General features: G+C 66.6%; 14 protein-coding genes. 8 read left to right on the top strand and 6 right to left on the bottom strand.

Features of this window, described 5'->3' with window-relative positions:
- Window positions 1–85: 85 nt before the first annotated feature.
- From ABIB58_RS06155 to ABIB58_RS06140, 4 genes are all read left to right on the top strand, one after another.
- Window positions 86–1,012, top strand: a complete 927-nt coding sequence (locus tag ABIB58_RS06155) for a DnaJ C-terminal domain-containing protein (protein ID WP_045810446.1) — start codon at window positions 86–88, stop codon at window positions 1,010–1,012.
- A 46-nt stretch (window positions 1,013–1,058) separates the two neighbouring features.
- Window positions 1,059–2,219 carry a phosphoserine transaminase gene (locus tag ABIB58_RS06150; RefSeq protein WP_045810445.1) on the top strand — a complete coding sequence of 387 codons (1,161 nt, stop codon included), beginning with the start codon at window positions 1,059–1,061 and terminating at the stop codon, window positions 2,217–2,219.
- Window positions 2,220–2,294: 75 nt separating this feature from the next.
- Complete coding sequence (locus ABIB58_RS06145; protein ID WP_354039681.1) at window positions 2,295–3,590, top strand: adenylosuccinate synthase; 1,296 nt, start codon at window positions 2,295–2,297, stop codon at window positions 3,588–3,590.
- Between the two features lie 106 nt (window positions 3,591–3,696).
- The gene (locus tag ABIB58_RS06140; RefSeq protein WP_354039680.1) at window positions 3,697–4,509 is read left to right on the top strand and encodes a response regulator; all 813 of its coding nucleotides are present in this window, start codon (window positions 3,697–3,699) and stop codon (window positions 4,507–4,509) included.
- A 47-nt stretch (window positions 4,510–4,556) separates the two neighbouring features.
- Here ABIB58_RS06140 and rpoH read toward each other — a convergent pair whose 3' ends face one another.
- Both rpoH and ABIB58_RS06130 read right to left on the bottom strand, forming a co-directional pair.
- Window positions 4,557–5,444, bottom strand: coding sequence for an RNA polymerase sigma factor RpoH (gene rpoH / locus ABIB58_RS06135; RefSeq protein WP_026108409.1), 888 nt, complete (start codon window positions 5,442–5,444; stop codon window positions 4,557–4,559).
- Between the two features lie 230 nt (window positions 5,445–5,674).
- Window positions 5,675–6,694, bottom strand: a complete 1,020-nt coding sequence (locus tag ABIB58_RS06130; RefSeq protein WP_185223715.1) for an RluA family pseudouridine synthase — start codon at window positions 6,692–6,694, stop codon at window positions 5,675–5,677.
- A gap of 83 nt (window positions 6,695–6,777) precedes the next feature.
- Between ABIB58_RS06130 and ABIB58_RS06125 the strand changes: the two genes are divergently transcribed.
- Entirely contained in the window at window positions 6,778–7,413 is a 636-nt protein-coding gene (locus tag ABIB58_RS06125) for a DUF2799 domain-containing protein (RefSeq protein ID WP_185223716.1), read from the top strand.
- 9 nt (window positions 7,414–7,422) lie between these two features.
- On the opposite strand, the gene fba is transcribed toward ABIB58_RS06125, so the two are convergent.
- The 4 genes from fba to gap all read right to left on the bottom strand — a co-directional run bounded on the left by fba (window position 7,423) and on the right by gap (window position 11,219).
- Window positions 7,423–8,508, bottom strand: coding sequence for a class II fructose-bisphosphate aldolase (fba, locus tag ABIB58_RS06120; protein ID WP_039244618.1), 1,086 nt, complete (start codon window positions 8,506–8,508; stop codon window positions 7,423–7,425).
- A gap of 144 nt (window positions 8,509–8,652) precedes the next feature.
- A complete protein-coding gene (locus ABIB58_RS06115; protein WP_354039676.1) occupies window positions 8,653–9,849 on the bottom strand; it encodes a phosphoglycerate kinase in 1,197 nt (398 codons plus the stop codon).
- 4 nt (window positions 9,850–9,853) lie between these two features.
- Window positions 9,854–10,114, bottom strand: a complete 261-nt coding sequence (locus tag ABIB58_RS06110; RefSeq protein WP_354039674.1) for a hypothetical protein — start codon at window positions 10,112–10,114, stop codon at window positions 9,854–9,856.
- 97 nt (window positions 10,115–10,211) lie between these two features.
- A complete protein-coding gene (gene gap / locus ABIB58_RS06105; protein ID WP_055753058.1) occupies window positions 10,212–11,219 on the bottom strand; it encodes a type I glyceraldehyde-3-phosphate dehydrogenase in 1,008 nt (335 codons plus the stop codon).
- Between the two features lie 502 nt (window positions 11,220–11,721).
- On the opposite strand from gap, the gene ilvD reads away from it, so the two are divergent.
- Genes ilvD through ilvG form a run of 3 tightly spaced genes read left to right on the top strand, consistent with a single transcriptional unit; the run spans window position 11,722 to window position 16,210 of the window.
- A complete protein-coding gene (ilvD, locus tag ABIB58_RS06100) occupies window positions 11,722–13,461 on the top strand; it encodes a dihydroxy-acid dehydratase (protein WP_354039671.1) in 1,740 nt (579 codons plus the stop codon).
- 3 nt (window positions 13,462–13,464) lie between these two features.
- Window positions 13,465–14,478, top strand: coding sequence for a ketol-acid reductoisomerase (gene ilvC / locus ABIB58_RS06095; RefSeq protein ID WP_354039669.1), 1,014 nt, complete (start codon window positions 13,465–13,467; stop codon window positions 14,476–14,478).
- Window positions 14,479–14,497: 19 nt separating this feature from the next.
- Window positions 14,498–16,210 (top strand): acetolactate synthase 2 catalytic subunit, encoded by a 1,713-nt coding sequence (gene ilvG, locus ABIB58_RS06090; RefSeq protein WP_354039667.1) that lies wholly within the window; start codon window positions 14,498–14,500, stop codon window positions 16,208–16,210.

Genomic DNA, 16,210 nt, shown 5'->3' with positions numbered 1-16,210 from the left:
TAGGGCGGGTCCAGCCCTTTGCGCGGGGCGGGGCATGGCTTAACTGACGGCCTCTCGACGTTTTTCAGCTGGAGTGACAACGGACGTGGCAGGCGACCCCTACAAGGAACTGGGCGTTTCGAAGGGCGCGAGCGCGGACGAGGTCAAGAAGGCGTATCGCAAGCTCGCCAAGGAGTTGCATCCCGACAAGAACCCCGGCGACAAGATCACCGAGGACAAGTTCAAACGGGTGACGGCGGCCTTCGACATCCTGGGCGACAAGGAAAAGCGCGCCAAATACGACGCCGGCCAGATCGACGGCGACGGCAACGAACAGTATCGCGGCTTCGGCGGGGGCGGTCGCGCCGGCGGCAGCCCGTTCGGCCAGGGCGGCAATCCGTTCGGACAAGGCGGCGGGCCGGGCGGCCGGGCCAACTTCGAAGGCGTTGATCTGGACGAGCTGTTCGGCATGTTCGGCGGGGCCGGGCGTCAGCGCGGCGCGAGGGACTTCACCTCACGCGGTCAGGACGTGAAGGCGACGCTGGACATCAGTCTGGAAGACGCCATCGCCGGGGCGACGCGGCGGATTCAGTTCTCGGACGGGCGCACTCTGGACGTGACCATTCCAAAGGGGGCGTCGGAAGGCCAGACGATCCGCCTGCGCGGCCAGGGATCGCCGGGGCGCGGGGCCGAGAACGGCGACGCCCTGATCGAACTGAGGATCGAACCGCACCCGATCTACAAGCGTGACGGGGCGGACCTGACGATGGATCTGCCGGTGTCGGTGCCCGACGCGGTGCTGGGCGCCAAGGTGAGGGTGCCGACGCCGGAGGGCGTGGTGCAGATGACGCTGCCGGCCGGCTCGAACTCGGGCAAGGTGCTGAGGCTGAAGGGGCGCGGCGCGTTCGCGCAAGGCAGGCGCGGCGATCTGCTGGCGCGGGTGATGGTGACGCTGCCGGATGCGCCGGACGCCGAACTGACCGCCTTCGCAGAGGATTGGCGGGCCAAGCGGCCTTATACGCCGGGGCGGTGAGCGCGCTCAAGCAGCGTGAAGCGCGGTTGCGCCAAAGGAAGAGAGCATGAGCACGAAGCCTGATGTGAAGCCCGCGCGGCCGTGGTTTTCGGCAGGGCCGACGGCGAAGCGGCCGGGCTATGCGCTGGGCGGATTGCCGTCCGACCTGCTGGGACGCGGTATTCGCGCGCCGGAAGTGGTGGAGCGGTTCGCGCATGGCCTGCGGCTGACGCGCGAAGTGCTGGAAGTGCCTGACAGCCATGTGATGCTGTATACGCCGGGGTCTGACACAGGCGCGGTCGAGGCGGCGCTGTGGGGGATGCTGGGCGCGCGGCCGGTGCAGGTCGTGGCGTTCGAGAACTTCGGGCTGACCTGGCTGGCCGACGTGAAGGATCATCTGGGGCTGGAGCCCGAGGCCCTGACGGCGCCGTGGGGCGAGCTGCCGGATCTGAGCCGTGCCGACTGGTCCAAGGACGTGGTGTTCCCGTGGAACGGCACGACCTCGGGCGTGCGGGTGCCGGACGCCGACTGGATCGCCGACGATCGCGGTGGGCTGGCGATCTGCGACGCGACCTCCGCCGCCTTCGCCATGCCGCTGCCGTTCGACAAGCTGGATGTCGTGACCTTCAGCTTCCAGAAAGCGCTGGGCGGCGAGGCGGGGATCGGGGTGATGGTGCTGTCGCCGCGCGCGGTCGAGCGGCTGGATACCTTCCGACCGGATCGGGCGATTCCGAAACTGCTGCGGCTGACCGACGGCAAGGGATGGTTCGATCGGGCGCTGGCGGACGGGGTGGTGATCAACACCTTCTCGATCCTGACCCTCGAAGACTGGATCGACGCCCTGGACTGGGCGAAGGACATCGGCGGATTGAGCGAACTGATCCGGCGGACAGACGCCAACTACGCCGCGTTGGCGCAATGGGTGGAGCGGACCGACTGGATCGCCTTCCTGCCGGATCGGCCGGAGATCCGGTCGACGACCTCGGTCTGCCTGAAGTTCACCGATGCGCGGATCGCGGCCTTGGACGACAAGGCGCAGAAGGCCTTCGTCATGCGGTTCAAGGCCCTGCTGGAAGGCGAGGCGGCCGTGTTCGACATGGAGCCGCATCGCAATGCGCCGCCCGGACTGCGCCTATGGTGCGGATGCACGGTCGAGACGGCCGATGTAGTTGCGGCGACGCCCTGGCTGGAATGGGCGTTCGAGACGGCGGTCGGCGAAGTCGGATAAATCCGCCTGACGGGACGACATCGGACGATTCCCTCGCTATAGGCTGCGCCCGCATTCCAGTGCGGAGAGACGGTTTTGGCGAACGTAGCGGTGGTCGGCGCCCAGTGGGGTGACGAGGGCAAGGGCAAGATCGTGGACTGGCTGTCCAACCGCGCCGACGTGGTCGTGCGGTTCCAGGGCGGTCACAACGCGGGCCACACGCTGGTCGTGGACGGCAAGGTCTACAAGCTGGCGCTGCTGCCCAGCGGCGTCGTGCAGGGCAAGCCGTCGATCATCGGCAACGGCGTGGTCGTCGATCCGTGGCATCTGGTCGGCGAGATCGAGAAGATCGCCGCCCAAGGCGTGGCGATCAGCCCTGAAATCCTGACCATTGCGGACAACGCCTGCCTGATCCTGCCCATTCACCCTGCGCTGGACGTCGCGCGCGAGGCGGCGGCCAGCGCGCCGGGCGCGAAGATCGGCACGACCGGGCGGGGCATCGGCCCGGCCTATGAAGACAAGGTGGGGCGTCGCGCCATCCGGGTCTGCGATCTGGCCAATGAAGATGATCTGAAGGTCAAGATCGACCGGCTGCGCTCGCACCACGATCCGCTGCGCGCCGGTCTGGGGCTGGAGCCGATCGATCCCGACGCGCTGCTGGCGCAGTTGCTGGAGATCGCGCCGAAGATTCTGCCCTATGTGAAACCGGCCTGGCGCGTGCTGGATCAGGCGCAGAAGGACGGCAAACGGGTGCTGTTCGAGGGGGCGCAGGGCGCCTTTCTGGACGTGGATCACGGCACCTATCCCTATGTCACCAGCTCCAACACGGTGGCCGGCCAAGCGGCGGCGGGTTCGGGCATCGGACCGCGCGGCGTCGGTTATGTGCTGGGCATCGTGAAGGCCTATACGACGCGCGTCGGTGAAGGTCCGTTCGCCTGCGAACTGAATGATGAGGTTGGCGAGCATCTGGCGACCGTGGGCCGCGAGGTCGGGGTGAATACCGGCCGCGCGCGCCGCTGCGGCTGGTTCGACGCCGTGTTGGTGCGCCAGTCCGTGGCGATCAACGGCATCGACGGGATTGCGCTGACCAAGCTGGACGTGCTGGACGGGTTGAAGACGCTGAAGATCTGCGTCGGCTACAAGGTCGATGGCGAGGTGCTGGACTATCTGCCTTCAAGCCTAAAGGCCCAGGGCGCGGCCGAGCCGGTGTTCGAAGAGCTGGAGGGCTGGAGCGAAAGCACCGCCGGGGTCCGCAGCTTCAAGGACATCAACGCCAACGCCATCAAATATGTGCGCCGAATCGAGGAGTTGATCGGCGCGCCGGTGGCCCTGCTGTCGACCAGCCCCGAGCGCGACGACACCATTCTGATGCGCGATCCGTTCCAGGGCTGAGGCTTTGGAAGGGGCGGCGTGAGGCGGCGGACTACGCAGAAAGACCTATTCAACAGGTCTTAACCCGTGGGCGGTAAGGATAACGGCTCCAAACTCGGAGTCTGATGTGTTCGCCGCAAACGCCAGAACCATAAGCCGCATGGAGCCTGCGCTTCGTCGGGTGGTCATCGTGGACGCCAATCTGTCGTCGGCGCGACTGCTGACGGACATCGTCAAGGGCATGGGTGCGCGCGAGGTCTATGCAGAGGGTGACGAAGAACGCGCGCTGGAGCTGCTGCGCGACGTCGAGCCGGGCGTGATCTTTACAGAACGGTCCGGAGACAGGCTGAACGGCGAGACGCTGGCGCGGCGCATTCGGCGTTCCAGCATGTCGTGCCGCATGTCGCCGATCATCATGGTGACGGGCGAGGCGACCGCTGCGGCGATCAAGGGCGCGCGCGACGCCGGCATCCACGAGTTCCTGAGAAAGCCGTTCACGACGGGCGACCTGTTCAAGCGGGTCGAGAATGTGACGTTGAAGCCCCGGCCCTGGATCGAGGCGGTGGGCTATGTCGGACCGGATCGTCGCCGGTTTAACTCAGGTGAATATTCAGGCGCCCGCAAGCGCCGCAGCGATGGTGCAGCCGGAGGCGGCGCCGCTGATATCCGCGACCAGGCGTCGCGGATCCTGGTTTCGGCCATGTCGCAGTTCGAGCAGGATCCGTCGCAGGCGACGCGCGCCATTCGCCAACAGGCCGAGACGCTGAACGGTCTGGCCATCAAGACGGCGGACGCCCGGCTGGCGATGGCTGTCGCGACCCTCCAAGCCTATGTGGCCAGCGGTCAGGTGACGAAGGCGGGATTGGCCCAGCCGATCGGCACGGTGGTGGCCGCTGCGAGAGCGGCCAATGAAGCGGCGCCGGTGGCGCGCGCGTCGTGACGATAGACGGTCCGCGGCGCCGTTGAAGGCGAAGCGGACCGAGTTGCTCAGGCGTCGACCAGGTTCCGCTCTTCGGCCGCGGCGCGCATGGCCTTTTGCAGCTTCTCGAAGGCGCGGACCTCGATCTGACGCACGCGCTCGCGCGAGACGCCGTACTGGCCGGCGAGCTCTTCCAGCGTGACCGGATCGTCCTTGAGGCGACGTTCCGTGAGGATGTGCTTCTCACGATCGGTCAGCTCTTCCATGGCCTCCTGAAGGAGGCTCATGCGGATGCCCTTTTCCTCGTCGTCGGCGAGCTGGGTTTCCTGGGACACGGCCGTGTCGTCGGCCAACCAGTCCTGCCACTCGCTTTCGCCGTCGGCGCGCAGAGGGGCGTTCAGGGAGGCGTCGCCGCCGAGACGGCGGTTCATGTTGGTGACCTCTTCCTCCGTCACGCCCAATTTGGTGGCGATGGCGGCGAGGTGTTCAGGATGCAGATCGCCTTCCTCGAAGGCCGAGATCTGGCTCTTGGCCTTGCGCAGGTTGAAGAACAGCTTCTTCTGCGCCGCGGTGGTGCCCATCTTCACGAGCGACCAGCTGCGCAGGATGTATTCCTGGATCGAGGCGCGGATCCACCACATAGCGTAGGTCGCCAGGCGGAAACCCTTGTCGGCGTCGAACTTCTTGACGGCCTGCATCAGGCCGACGTTGCCCTCGGAAATGACTTCGCCGATCGGCAGGCCGTAGCCGCGATACCCCATGGCGATCTTGGCCACGAGACGAAGGTGCGAGGTGACGAGTCGATGCGCGGCTTCGGGGTCCTGGTGCTCGGACCAACGCTTGGCGAGCATGAACTCCTCATCCTTGGTCAGCATCGGAAACTTGCGGATTTCCGTCAGATAACGCGACAGGCCTTGTTCAGGCGACATCACCGCGAGCGTACTATTGGCAGCCATATACAGGTCCCTCCGACCGTCTTGAACGAGCGGGCTCTTCGTCATCGGCCACGGTGTGTGCGCCGACGTCTCACCCCTCAACCGGTAAAGTAGCGATGGGTTGCCGCCATTTTTAGAGGCGGATCGTCACACGAAAGCGTGACCGTTGCCCTGGCGCCACTTGCGCCGATCGCCGTCCTATATAGAACTTTGTCAGTTGCTATTCAAGACCGGCCCAGACCGGCCGCTGTTCAGAGTTCGGCGAGGCGAGTTTCGAGATGCTGCATGTCAGACGGCGGCGCGGTCTCGAAGCGAAGCGCCTCGCCCGTGACAGGATGGACAAAGCCCAGCACGGCGGCGTGCAGGGCCTGACGCTCAAGGCCCGCTTCGGCGATGGCGGCGCGAACGGGTATGGCGGGGCTGCCCGAGCCGTAGGTGGCATCGCCGAGGATCGGCGCGCCTTTGGACGACAGGTGGACGCGGATCTGATGGGTGCGGCCGGTGTGCAGGGTGCAGGCGACGCGCGCGGCCATGGGGGCGCCGCCAGCTTTCGCGGGCTGCCCGAAGGTCGCTTGGACGACATAGTCGGTGATGGCCTCGCGACCGCCGGTCTTGAGGACCGCCATCTTCTTGCGGTCGCTGGTGGAGCGGCCGATGCGGGTGTGGATGCGGCCGGTCGCGGGCGATGGCGCGCCGCGCGTCAGGGCGATGTAGGTGCGCTCGATGTCGTGCGCAGCGAACAGGGCGGACAGGCCGGCGTGGGCGCGGTCTGTCTTGGCGGCGACCATGACGCCGGACGTGTCCTTGTCCAGCCGATGAACGATGCCGGGGCGGGCGACGCCGCCGATGCCCGACAGGCTGTCGCCGCAATGGGCCAGCAGCGCATTGACCAAGGTGCCGTCGGGCGTGCCGGGCGCGGGGTGGGCGGCCATGCCCGCGGGCTTGTCGATGACGATCAGGTCGGCGTCCTCGTAGAGGACGATCAAGGGGATGGCCTGGGGCTGAGGCATGGCCGGCGCGACGGGCGGCAGGGCGACGGCATAGAGGCCGGGCTGGGCCTTGGCGGAACCGCCGGTCAGGACCGCGCCATCGCGACTGACAGCGCCCTCGACCAGCAGGGCCTGGAGCCGGGCGCGCGACAGGGTAGGGAAGGCGCCGGCCAGGGCCTTGTCCAGGCGAACGCCGGCCGCGGCGATGCGGGCCTCCAGCACCTCGGCGGGGGCGCCGGTTGCAGGGTCTTCGTCGTCATCGATCAGATCATGGGCGGACACGTCGTCTCCCTAGCACGACCGGCCGCTTGCGCGAGGGGCGCGGGTGAGGTGATAGTCAAGCTTGGGGGCGTAGGGGACATCCGATGAAGCGGTTGATGATCGCCGGGGGCGCGTTCGCCGCAGCGGCGCTGCTGAGCAGCTGCACCACCATGAGCAAGGACGAATGCCTGGCCGGGGCCTGGGGCGAGAAGGGCTATGCGGACGGGGCGTCAGGCTATCCGATGACGCGACTGGACGACCACGCCAAGGCCTGCGCCAAGTTTCAGATCGCACCCAACCCGGCTGCCTATGGCTCGGCGCGTGAAGATGGCTTGCGGACCTACTGCACCTTCCAGCGCGGCTGGGAGGAGGGGCGGGCGGGCAATACCTATTATGGCGTCTGTCGGCCGGAGGAGGAGCAGGCGTTTCTGCCGGCCTATCGTGACGGCCGACTGCTGCATGAGGTCGAGGACGCGTACCAGACGGCGGAAAGCGCGCTGAACAGCGCCGAGGCCCGGATCGAGAACCGCGAAGACAAGCTGGAGGCCAAGGAGCGCGAACTGCGTGGCGAAGGCCTGACGGACGAGGAGCGGGAGCGCATTCGTGACCGCATTCAGGAGGTCAGAGGCGAGATCCGCGATGCGCGTCGCAATGCCCGGGAGGCCCGCGACGCGCTGGATCAGGCGGAATGGGACGTTCGACGGGTACGGCGCGAACTGAGCGGCCGCTACCCGGTCTAAACGACGGTCCTAGGCGGCCTTGACGGCGGCGCCGCGGAAGGACGGATCCAGGTCGCCCGAGGCGTAGCGCTTCGCCATCTGGGCGGTGGAGAGGGGACGAATCTTGGAGGCCTGACCCTCGCAGCCGAACTGCTGGTAGCGCTCCATGCAGAGCTTCTTCATCGCCTCCTTGGCGGGCTTCAGATAGTAGCGCGGATCGAACTCGCCCGGCTTCTCCATCAGGGCCTTACGGATGGCGCCGGTGATGGCCATGCGGTTGTCGGTGTCGATGTTGACCTTGCGCACGCCGTGCTTGATGCCGCGCTGAATTTCCTCGACCGGCACGCCCCAGGTCTGAGGCATTTCGCCGCCGTACTGGTTGATGATGTCCTGCAGGTCCTGCGGCACCGAGGATGAACCGTGCATCACCAGATGGGTGTTGGGCAGGCGGCGGTGGATTTCCTCGATCACGTTCATGGCCAGGACCTCGCCGTCCGGCTGACGCGTGAACTTGTAGGCGCCGTGGCTGGTGCCCATGGCGATGGCGAGGGCGTCGACCTTGGTGGCGGCGACGAAGTCGACGGCCTGATCCGGGTCGGTCAACAGTTGCGAATGGTCCAGCTTGCCTTCGAAGCCGTGGCCGTCCTCGGCCTCGCCCATGCCGGTTTCCAGCGAGCCCAGCACGCCCAGTTCGCCCTCGACCGAGACGCCGCAGGCGTGGGCCATTTCGGTGACGCGACGGGTGACGTCGACGTTGTATTCATAGCTAGCGGGGGTCTTGGCGTCCTCCTCCAGCGAGCCGTCCATCATCACGCTGGTGAAGCCATACTGGATGGCGGTGGCGCAGGTCGCCGGGCCATTGCCGTGATCCTGGTGCATACAGACCGGGATGTGCGGATAGAGTTCGGCCAGGGCGTCGATCAGCTTGGCCAGAACGATGTCGTTGGCGTAGTTCCGGGCGCCCCGGCTCGCTTGAATGATCACGGGAGCATTGACCTCGTGGGCCGCCTCCATGATCGCCAAACCCTGTTCCATATTGTTGATGTTGTAGGCGGGCAGGCCGTAGTCATTCTCTGCCGCGTGGTCGAGCAGCTGTCGCAGCGTGATGCGCGCCATGGGGTAGTCTCCTGAGCCGAAAAGTCTTTTTGGTTGGGCGAGAGATTAGACGCCGGACAGCGCGAAGTCACGCCGTGTTACAGCCGTTTCAACGCCGATTTCAAAGACAGGATGCAGGCGTGATCCGCCTGCATCGCTGAGCCTTCAGGCCCGCAGGGCCTCGACGCCGGGCAGGGGTTTGCCCTCCATCCATTCCAGGAAGGCGCCGCCGGCGGTGGACACGAAGGTCAGGTCCGCCGCGACGCCGGCATGACCGACCGCCGCGACCGTGTCGCCGCCGCCCGCCACCGCGATCAAGGCGCCGGCCTTGGTGCGCTCGGCGACGTGCTTGGCGGCCGCGACCGTGGCGGCGTCGAAGGGCGGCACCTCGAACACGCCCAGCGGGCCGTTCCAGATCAGGGTCTTGGAGCCGTCGATGGCGGCGTTCAGGCGCGCGACGGTGTCGGGGCCGGCGTCCAGGATCTTGTCGTGAGCGGACAGGGCCTCGCCGGTCTTGACGGTGCGGGCCTCGGCGCCGGGCTTGACCTCGGTCGCCACCACGACATCGACGGGCAGCAGGATGTCGCAGCCCTTGGTCTCGGCTTCCGCCAGGATTTCGCGCGCCGTGTCGGCCATATCCTTTTCGGCCAGCGAGCCGCCGATATCGACGCCTTGGGCATACAGGAAGGTGTTGGCCATGCCGCCGCCGATAGCCAGCGTGTCCAGCTTGCCGACCAGGTTCTTCAGCAGGTCCAGCTTGGTCGAGACCTTGGAGCCGCCGACGATGCCGACGACCGGCTTCTGCGGATTGCCGAGCGCGGCGTCGAGCGCATCGAGTTCGCGGCGCATGGACTCGCCGGCATAGGCCGGGATGTGGTGGGCGACGCCTTCGGTCGAGGCGTGGGCGCGGTGCGCGGCCGAGAAGGCGTCGTTGACATAGAGATCGCCGAGATCCGCCAGCTTCTGGGCGAAGACCGGATCATTGGCCTCTTCCGCCGCATGGAAGCGCACGTTTTCCAGCAGGACAACGCCGCCCGCATCCAGGTCGCGAATGGCCTCCACGGCGTCAGGGCCGATGCAGTCGTCGGCGAAGCGGACGGGGGCGCCGAGCAGTTCTTCCAACGGCTGGACGATCGGCTTCAGGCTCATCGACGGAACGCGCTGGCCCTTGGGGCGGTCGAAGTGGGCCAGCAGGGCGACCTTGGCGCCGGTGTCGCGCAGCCGCTGGATCGTCGGCAGGGCGACCCGCAGCCGGGTGTCGTCCGTGACCTTGCCGCCCTCCATCGGGACGTTGAAGTCCACGCGGACCAGCGCCGTCTTGCCGGCGAGATCCTTGGCGTCGTCGAGAGTGCGGAAGGTCATGACGTTATCCCAAAACAGTATTGATGGCGCTGAAGAGGCCTAGGCCTGAGGCCGCCACGATCAAGAGCGCCAGCATCGGAACACTGGCGACTGGTCTGCGGACGGGCACGCCGTCCAGAAGTTCGGAAGATTCAAAGCGGGTTCTGTTGAACCAGGCCAGGGCAAGGAAAAGCCACCAGCACAGCAGGGCGGCCGTCCACGCCGTCGCGTTGATCCAACTGTTGCCGAACTTCAACAGAAGAAGGTGCTTGGAGGCCTCAAGCATGAGGCCGCCTGAAAGCGGCGCCGCGACAGCCGTCAACAGAATCAGGAGGTAGCCTGACCTTGCGTTTCTGACAGCCGTGCGGCGCCCGGTTTTCAAGTTACAGGAACTTCGCCATCACCAATGCGGTGTCGCTCATGCGCGTCGCGAAGCCCCATTCGTTGTCGTACCAGCTCAGCACGCGGGCCAGCTTGCCGTCGACGACCTGGGTCTGGGGCAGGGCTGCGGTGGAGGAGGCGGCGATGTGGTTCAGGTCGTGCGAAACCAGCGGGTCGGTGGTCGTGAACAGGACGCCCTTCATCGGTCCGTCGGCTGCGGCCTGAAGCGCCGCGTTGATCTCTTCGACCGTGACCTCGCGACCGGCGACGACCTTCAGATCCACGACCGAGACATTCGGCGTCGGGACGCGGATCGAAGAGCCGTCCAGCTTGCCCTTCAGCTCCGGCAGAACCAGGCCCAGGGCCTTGGCGGCGCCGGTCGAGGTCGGGATCATCGACAGGGCCGCGGCGCGGGCGCGGTACAGGTCCTTGTGCATCGTATCCAGCGTCGGCTGGTCGCCGGTGTAGGAGTGGATGGTGGTCATATAGCCGCGCTCGATGCCGAACAGGTCGTTCAGCACCTTGGCCACCGGGGCCAGGGCGTTGGTGGTGCACGAGCCGTTCGACACGACGATGTCGTCGGCGGTCAGGGTCTCGTGGTTGACCTTGTAGACGATGGTCTTGTCGGCGTTGTCGGCGGGCGCCGAGACCAGGACGCGCTTGGCGCCGGCCTTCAGGTGGGCGCTGGCCTTGTCCTTGGAGGTGAAGATGCCGGTGCATTCGAAGGCGATGTCCACCTTCAACTCGGCATGCGGCAGATTGGCGGGGTCGCGCTCGGCCGTGACCTTGATCTTGCCCGTGCCGACGTCGATCCAATCCTCGCCCGAAGTCACCGTGCCGGGGAAGCGGCCGTGGACCGAATCGTAGCGGAACAGGTGGGCGTTGGTCTCGACCGGACCCAGATCGTTGATCGCCACCACCTCGATGTCCGTGCGGCCATGCTCGATGATCGAGCGAAGGACCAGACGGCCAATGCGGCCGAAACCATTGATGGCGACGCGAACGGTCATGGGAAGCTCCTCTGAACGGTAGGGTGTTGTGCGCTACATATAGGTTGGCGTCTCAATGGAGCGGTCGCGGACGGGTTTCAACCCCGCGCACGTAACATGATGTGATGGACGGTTACGCTTCGTCGGCTGTCCAAATGTAACGGCGGCAAGAAACACCCTTGTTTCGATCGTTTTGCTTTCGTGGCGCAAAATTATTGCGACAGGGGTTGTGCGACTCCAGCGGCTATGGTTTCTTGGCGTCAGAACAGGGAGCCACCCGTGGCCACTATGACGCGCGACATGACGAAGGGACGCACCGCCAAGGCGGTCGCAGCCGTTCGCGCGCCTGTCGGCCTGGAAAGCCCCGTATTCCTGATTACCCTCGTACTTCTCGGCCTGCTTACGCAAGCGGCGTGGATGCACGCGACCTGACCTTAGACACACTCAGGATCGCCTCGCACCACCCCGCCTCCGAATGGAAGCGGGGTTTTTAGTGCGCGGCGGTTCGAAACGAACCGGACCGATGACGCAAAATTCTACCTCCCAGCCTAGTAAGCCCAACGCGCGCAGCGCGGCGGTGACGGCTGGCCCGAACCGGGCGGCCGCCCGCTCGTATCTGCGCGCCGCCGGCATGCAGGACGCCGACTTCGACAAGCCGATGATCGGCATCGTCAACACCTGGTCGACGGTCACGCCGTGCAACATGCACCTGGATCGCCTGGCCAAGGATGTGCGCGCCGGCATCGTCGCGGCGGGTGGCTATCCGGTCGATTTCAACACCATCGTCGTCACCGACGGCATCTCGATGGGCACGGCGGGCATGAAGGCCTCGCTGATCAGCCGCGAGGTCGTCGCCGACTCCATCGAACTGGCCATCGAAGGCCACCAACTGGACGGCGTGGTCTGCATCGTCGGCTGCGACAAGACGATCCCGGCGGCGGCCATGGCCCTGGCGCGGATGGATATCCCCGGTCTGGTCTATTACGGCGGCACCATCATGCCCGGCGTGATCGGGACCAAGGAAGTCTCGGTCCAGGAGGTGTTCGAGGCTATCGGCGCCCATTCGGCCGGCACCCTGGACGATGAAGGGCTGAAGGCGGTCGAACAGGCCGTCTGCCCCGGCGCGGGGGCCTGCGGCGGCCAGTTCACGGCCAACACCATGGCCATGGCCTTGTCGGTCATGGGCATCTCGCCCATGGGCGCCAACGACGTGCCCGCCGTCGATCCGAACAAGGCCGCCGAGGGCGAGCGCTGCGGTCGCCTGATCGTCGAGCGCGTCTTCTCGGGCGACACGGCCCGCAAATACATCACCCGCGCCAGCCTGAAGAACGCCGCCGTCGCCGTCTCTGCCTCGGGCGGATCGACCAATGCGGTCATGCACCTGACGGCCATCGCGGCGGAGGCCGGCGTCGAGTTCGGCGTCGAGGACTGCCACCAGGCCTGCGTCGAGGCGCCGGTCATCTGCGACCTGAAGCCGGGGGGCCGCTTCCTGGCCTCGCACCTGTTCGCGGCCGGCGGCACGCGCCTGGTCACCCAGCGGATGGCCGAGGCGGGCAAGATCGTGAACACGCCGACCGTGACCGGTCGCAGCCTGTTCACCGAGGCGGCCGAGGCCGAGGAGACCCCCGGCCAGGTGGTGGTGACCACATTCGACGCTCCCGTCATGGATCGCGGCAGCTTCGCCGTCATCTATGGCGATGTCGCCCCGGAAGGCGCGGTCATCAAGCTGACGGGCCACAAGGTCGATACGTTCGAAGGCCCGGCCTGCGTCTTCGACTCGGAAGAAGACGCCTTCCACGCCGTTCAGGACGGATCGGTCGGCGAAGGCGACGTGATCATCATCCGCTACGAGGGGCCCAAGGGCGGTCCGGGCATGCGCGAGATGCTGCAGGTCACCGCCGCCTTGAAGGGTCGCAAGATCGACAATGTCGCCCTGCTGACCGACGGCCGGTTCTCGGGCGCCAGCTACGGCTTCGTCGCCGGACACGTCTCGCCGGAAGCCGCCGTCGGCGGCCCGATCGCCCTCATTCGCGATGGTGACCGCATCACCATCGACGTCACCAACCGCCGCATCGACGTCAATGTCGATCTGGCGACGCGCCGGGCGGGCTTTACGCCCCACGTAGTCCGTCCGGCGCGAGGTGTCTTCGCCAAATACCGCGCCTCGGTCGCCTCGGCTGCCCAGGGCGCCGTCACCATTCCCAACCCGCCGCCGGCCCAAGTCCCGGCAAGCCACAAAACCAACGCTGCTCAGGACGCCTGACCCATGGCCATCACCATCTACACCAACGAAGACATCAAGCCGGGCACCATCGCCGGCCAGCGCATCGCCATCATCGGCTATGGCTCGCAAGGCCGCGCCCACGCCCAGAACCTGAAGGACAGCGGCCATGACGTGGTCGCAGGCGTCCGTCACGGCGGTACGGGCTGGAAACACGCCACCGCCGACGGCGTGCCGACCGCAGAGCCGGCCGAGGCGGTCAAGGGCGCCGACATCATCGCCATTCTGACCCCCGACATGGTTCAGGGCGACGTCTATCGCGACATCATCGAGCCGAACGCCAAGGAGGGTTCGGCCCTGCTGTTCGCCCACGGCTTCTCGATCATCTACGGCCGCATCACCCCGCGCGCCGACATGGACGTGATCCTAGTCGCGCCGAAGGGACCGGGCGATCTGGTCCGCCGCGAGTTCCAGCGCGGGCGCGGCGTGCCCAGCCTGTTCGCCGTTGAGAAGGATGTTACCGGCAAGGCGCGCGACCGGGCCATGGGTTACGCCAAGGGCAACGGCGGCGCGACCGGTGGCCTGCTAGAAACCACCTTCCGCGAAGAGACGGAGACCGATCTGTTCGGCGAACAGGCGGTCCTGTGCGGCGGCGCCAAGGAACTGGTCATCCAGGGCTTCAACACCTTGGTCGAGGCCGGGTACCAGCCCGAGATCGCCTATTTCGAATGCCTGCACGAGCTGAAGCTGATCGTGGATCTGTTCTACGAGGGCGGCATCTCCAAGATGCACCACTTCATCTCGGAAACGGCCAAATACGGCGCCGTCGCCAGCGGCCCGCGCGTCGTGACCGAAGAGACCAAGGCCCGGATGAAGATCATCCTGGACGAAATCCAGGACGGCACCTTTGCGCGCAACTGGATCGCCGAGAACGAGGCCGGCAAGCCGCAATACGAGGCCTGGCTGAAGGCCGACCGCGAAAGCCAGATCGAACAGGTCGGCGCGCGTCTGCGCGAACGCATGGCCTGGCTGAACACGCCCAAGGCAGAAGCGGCCTGATCGCCGCCTGAACGACCGGATGACCCTGATGACCGCCGCCGCTTTCAAACCCTCAGCCGAGACCGCACCCCAATCGGGTGCGCGTCTGCTGGTCTCCACCCTGGAGCGGCTGGGGGTGGAGGTGGTGTTCGGCTATCCGGGCGGCGCCATCATGCCGGTCTATGACGCCCTGGCAGGATCTAGGCTGAAGCACATCCTGGTTCGCCACGAGCAGGGCGCGGCCTTCGCGGCCGATGCCTATGCCAGAAAGAGCGGCCAGGTCGGGGTCTGCATGGCCACCTCCGGCCCTGGCGCCACCAACCTGGTCACCGGCATCGCCAATGCGATGATGGATTCGGTGCCGATCGTCTGCATCACCGGCAATGTCGCCCAAGGCTTGATGGGCACCGACGCCTTTCAGGAGATAGATATCCTGGGCGTCACCCTGCCGATCGTGAAACACTCGATCCTGGTCCGCGACGCCGCTCAGGTCCCGGCCGCGATCGAGGAGGCGTTCCACATCGCCGCATCGGGTCGCCCCGGCCCGGTGTTGGTGGATCTGCCAAAGGACGTGCAGTTCGCCACGACCAGCGAGGACTACGGCTTCCACATCCCCAATACGGCGACCGCCGTCGATCACGACGCCATCGCCGCCGCCGAGGCCGCGATACGCGCCGCGAAGAAGCCGCTGATCTACATCGGCGGCGGGGTGAAGATCGGCGGTGCGACCGAGGCGGTGCGCGCCTTTGCTCAAGCGACCGGCATTCCCCAGGTCTCCACGCTGAACGCCCTGGGCACGGTCCCGACCGATGCGCCGGGGATGCTGGGCATGCTGGGCATGCACGGGACCCGCGCCGCCAACCATGCGGTGCAGGACAGCGATCTGCTGATCGTCGTCGGCGCCCGGTTCGACGACCGCGCGACAGGCAAACTGGCCGAGTTCGCGCCGAACGCTCGCATCATCCATTTCGACATCGATGCCTCGGAAGTCGGCAAGCTGCGCAGCGCCAATGTCGCCGTCGTCGGCGAGCTGCGTGAAGGCGTTGAGGCGCTGACGGCGCGGATGCGGTCGGGCGCCGCCTTGGACATCCAGGCCTGGGCCGACGACTGCGCCGATGCGGCCAAAGCGGGCGCTCACCGCTATGACGCGCCGGGCGAGGGGGTTTATGCGCCCGCCCTGCTGAAGGAAATCTCGGAAGCGGCCGGCGATGACTTCGTCGCCGCCTGCGACGTGGGCCAGCATCAGATGTGGGCGGCCATGCACTGCCGCTTCGCCAAGCCGGAAGCCCACATCACCTCGGGCGGCCTGGGCGCGATGGGCTTCGGCCTGCCCGCCGGCATCGGCGCCAAGCTGGCCGATCCTTCGGCGACGGTCGTCACGATCGCCGGCGACGGCGGATTCATGATGAACATTCAGGAGCTGGCGACGCTGAAGCGTTACGGCATCCCGTTGAAGATCGTGCTGATCGACAATTCCTCGCTGGGCCTGGTGCGCCAGTGGCAGGAGCTGTTCTTCGCCGAGAACTATTCCGAGATCGACCTGTCCGACAATCCGGACTTCGTGAAGGTCGCCGAAGCTTTCGGCATCGAGGCCTTCCGCATCGATCGCCGCGATCAGGTGTCGGACGGCATCCAGCGCCTGTTGGCCGCCGACGGACCCTGCTTGGCCCATGTGGTCATCGACCCCCGAGACAATGTCTGGCCGCTGGTTCCGCCGGGCAAGAGCAATGCTGAAATGATGGAGGGCTCCTGA

Source organism: Brevundimonas sp. UYEF29, assembly GCF_040546195.1.
Classification (GTDB): domain Bacteria; phylum Pseudomonadota; class Alphaproteobacteria; order Caulobacterales; family Caulobacteraceae; genus Brevundimonas; species Brevundimonas huaxiensis.
Note: the sequence above shows the minus strand (reverse complement) of the source record. Positions and strands in the feature narration are given on the sequence as shown.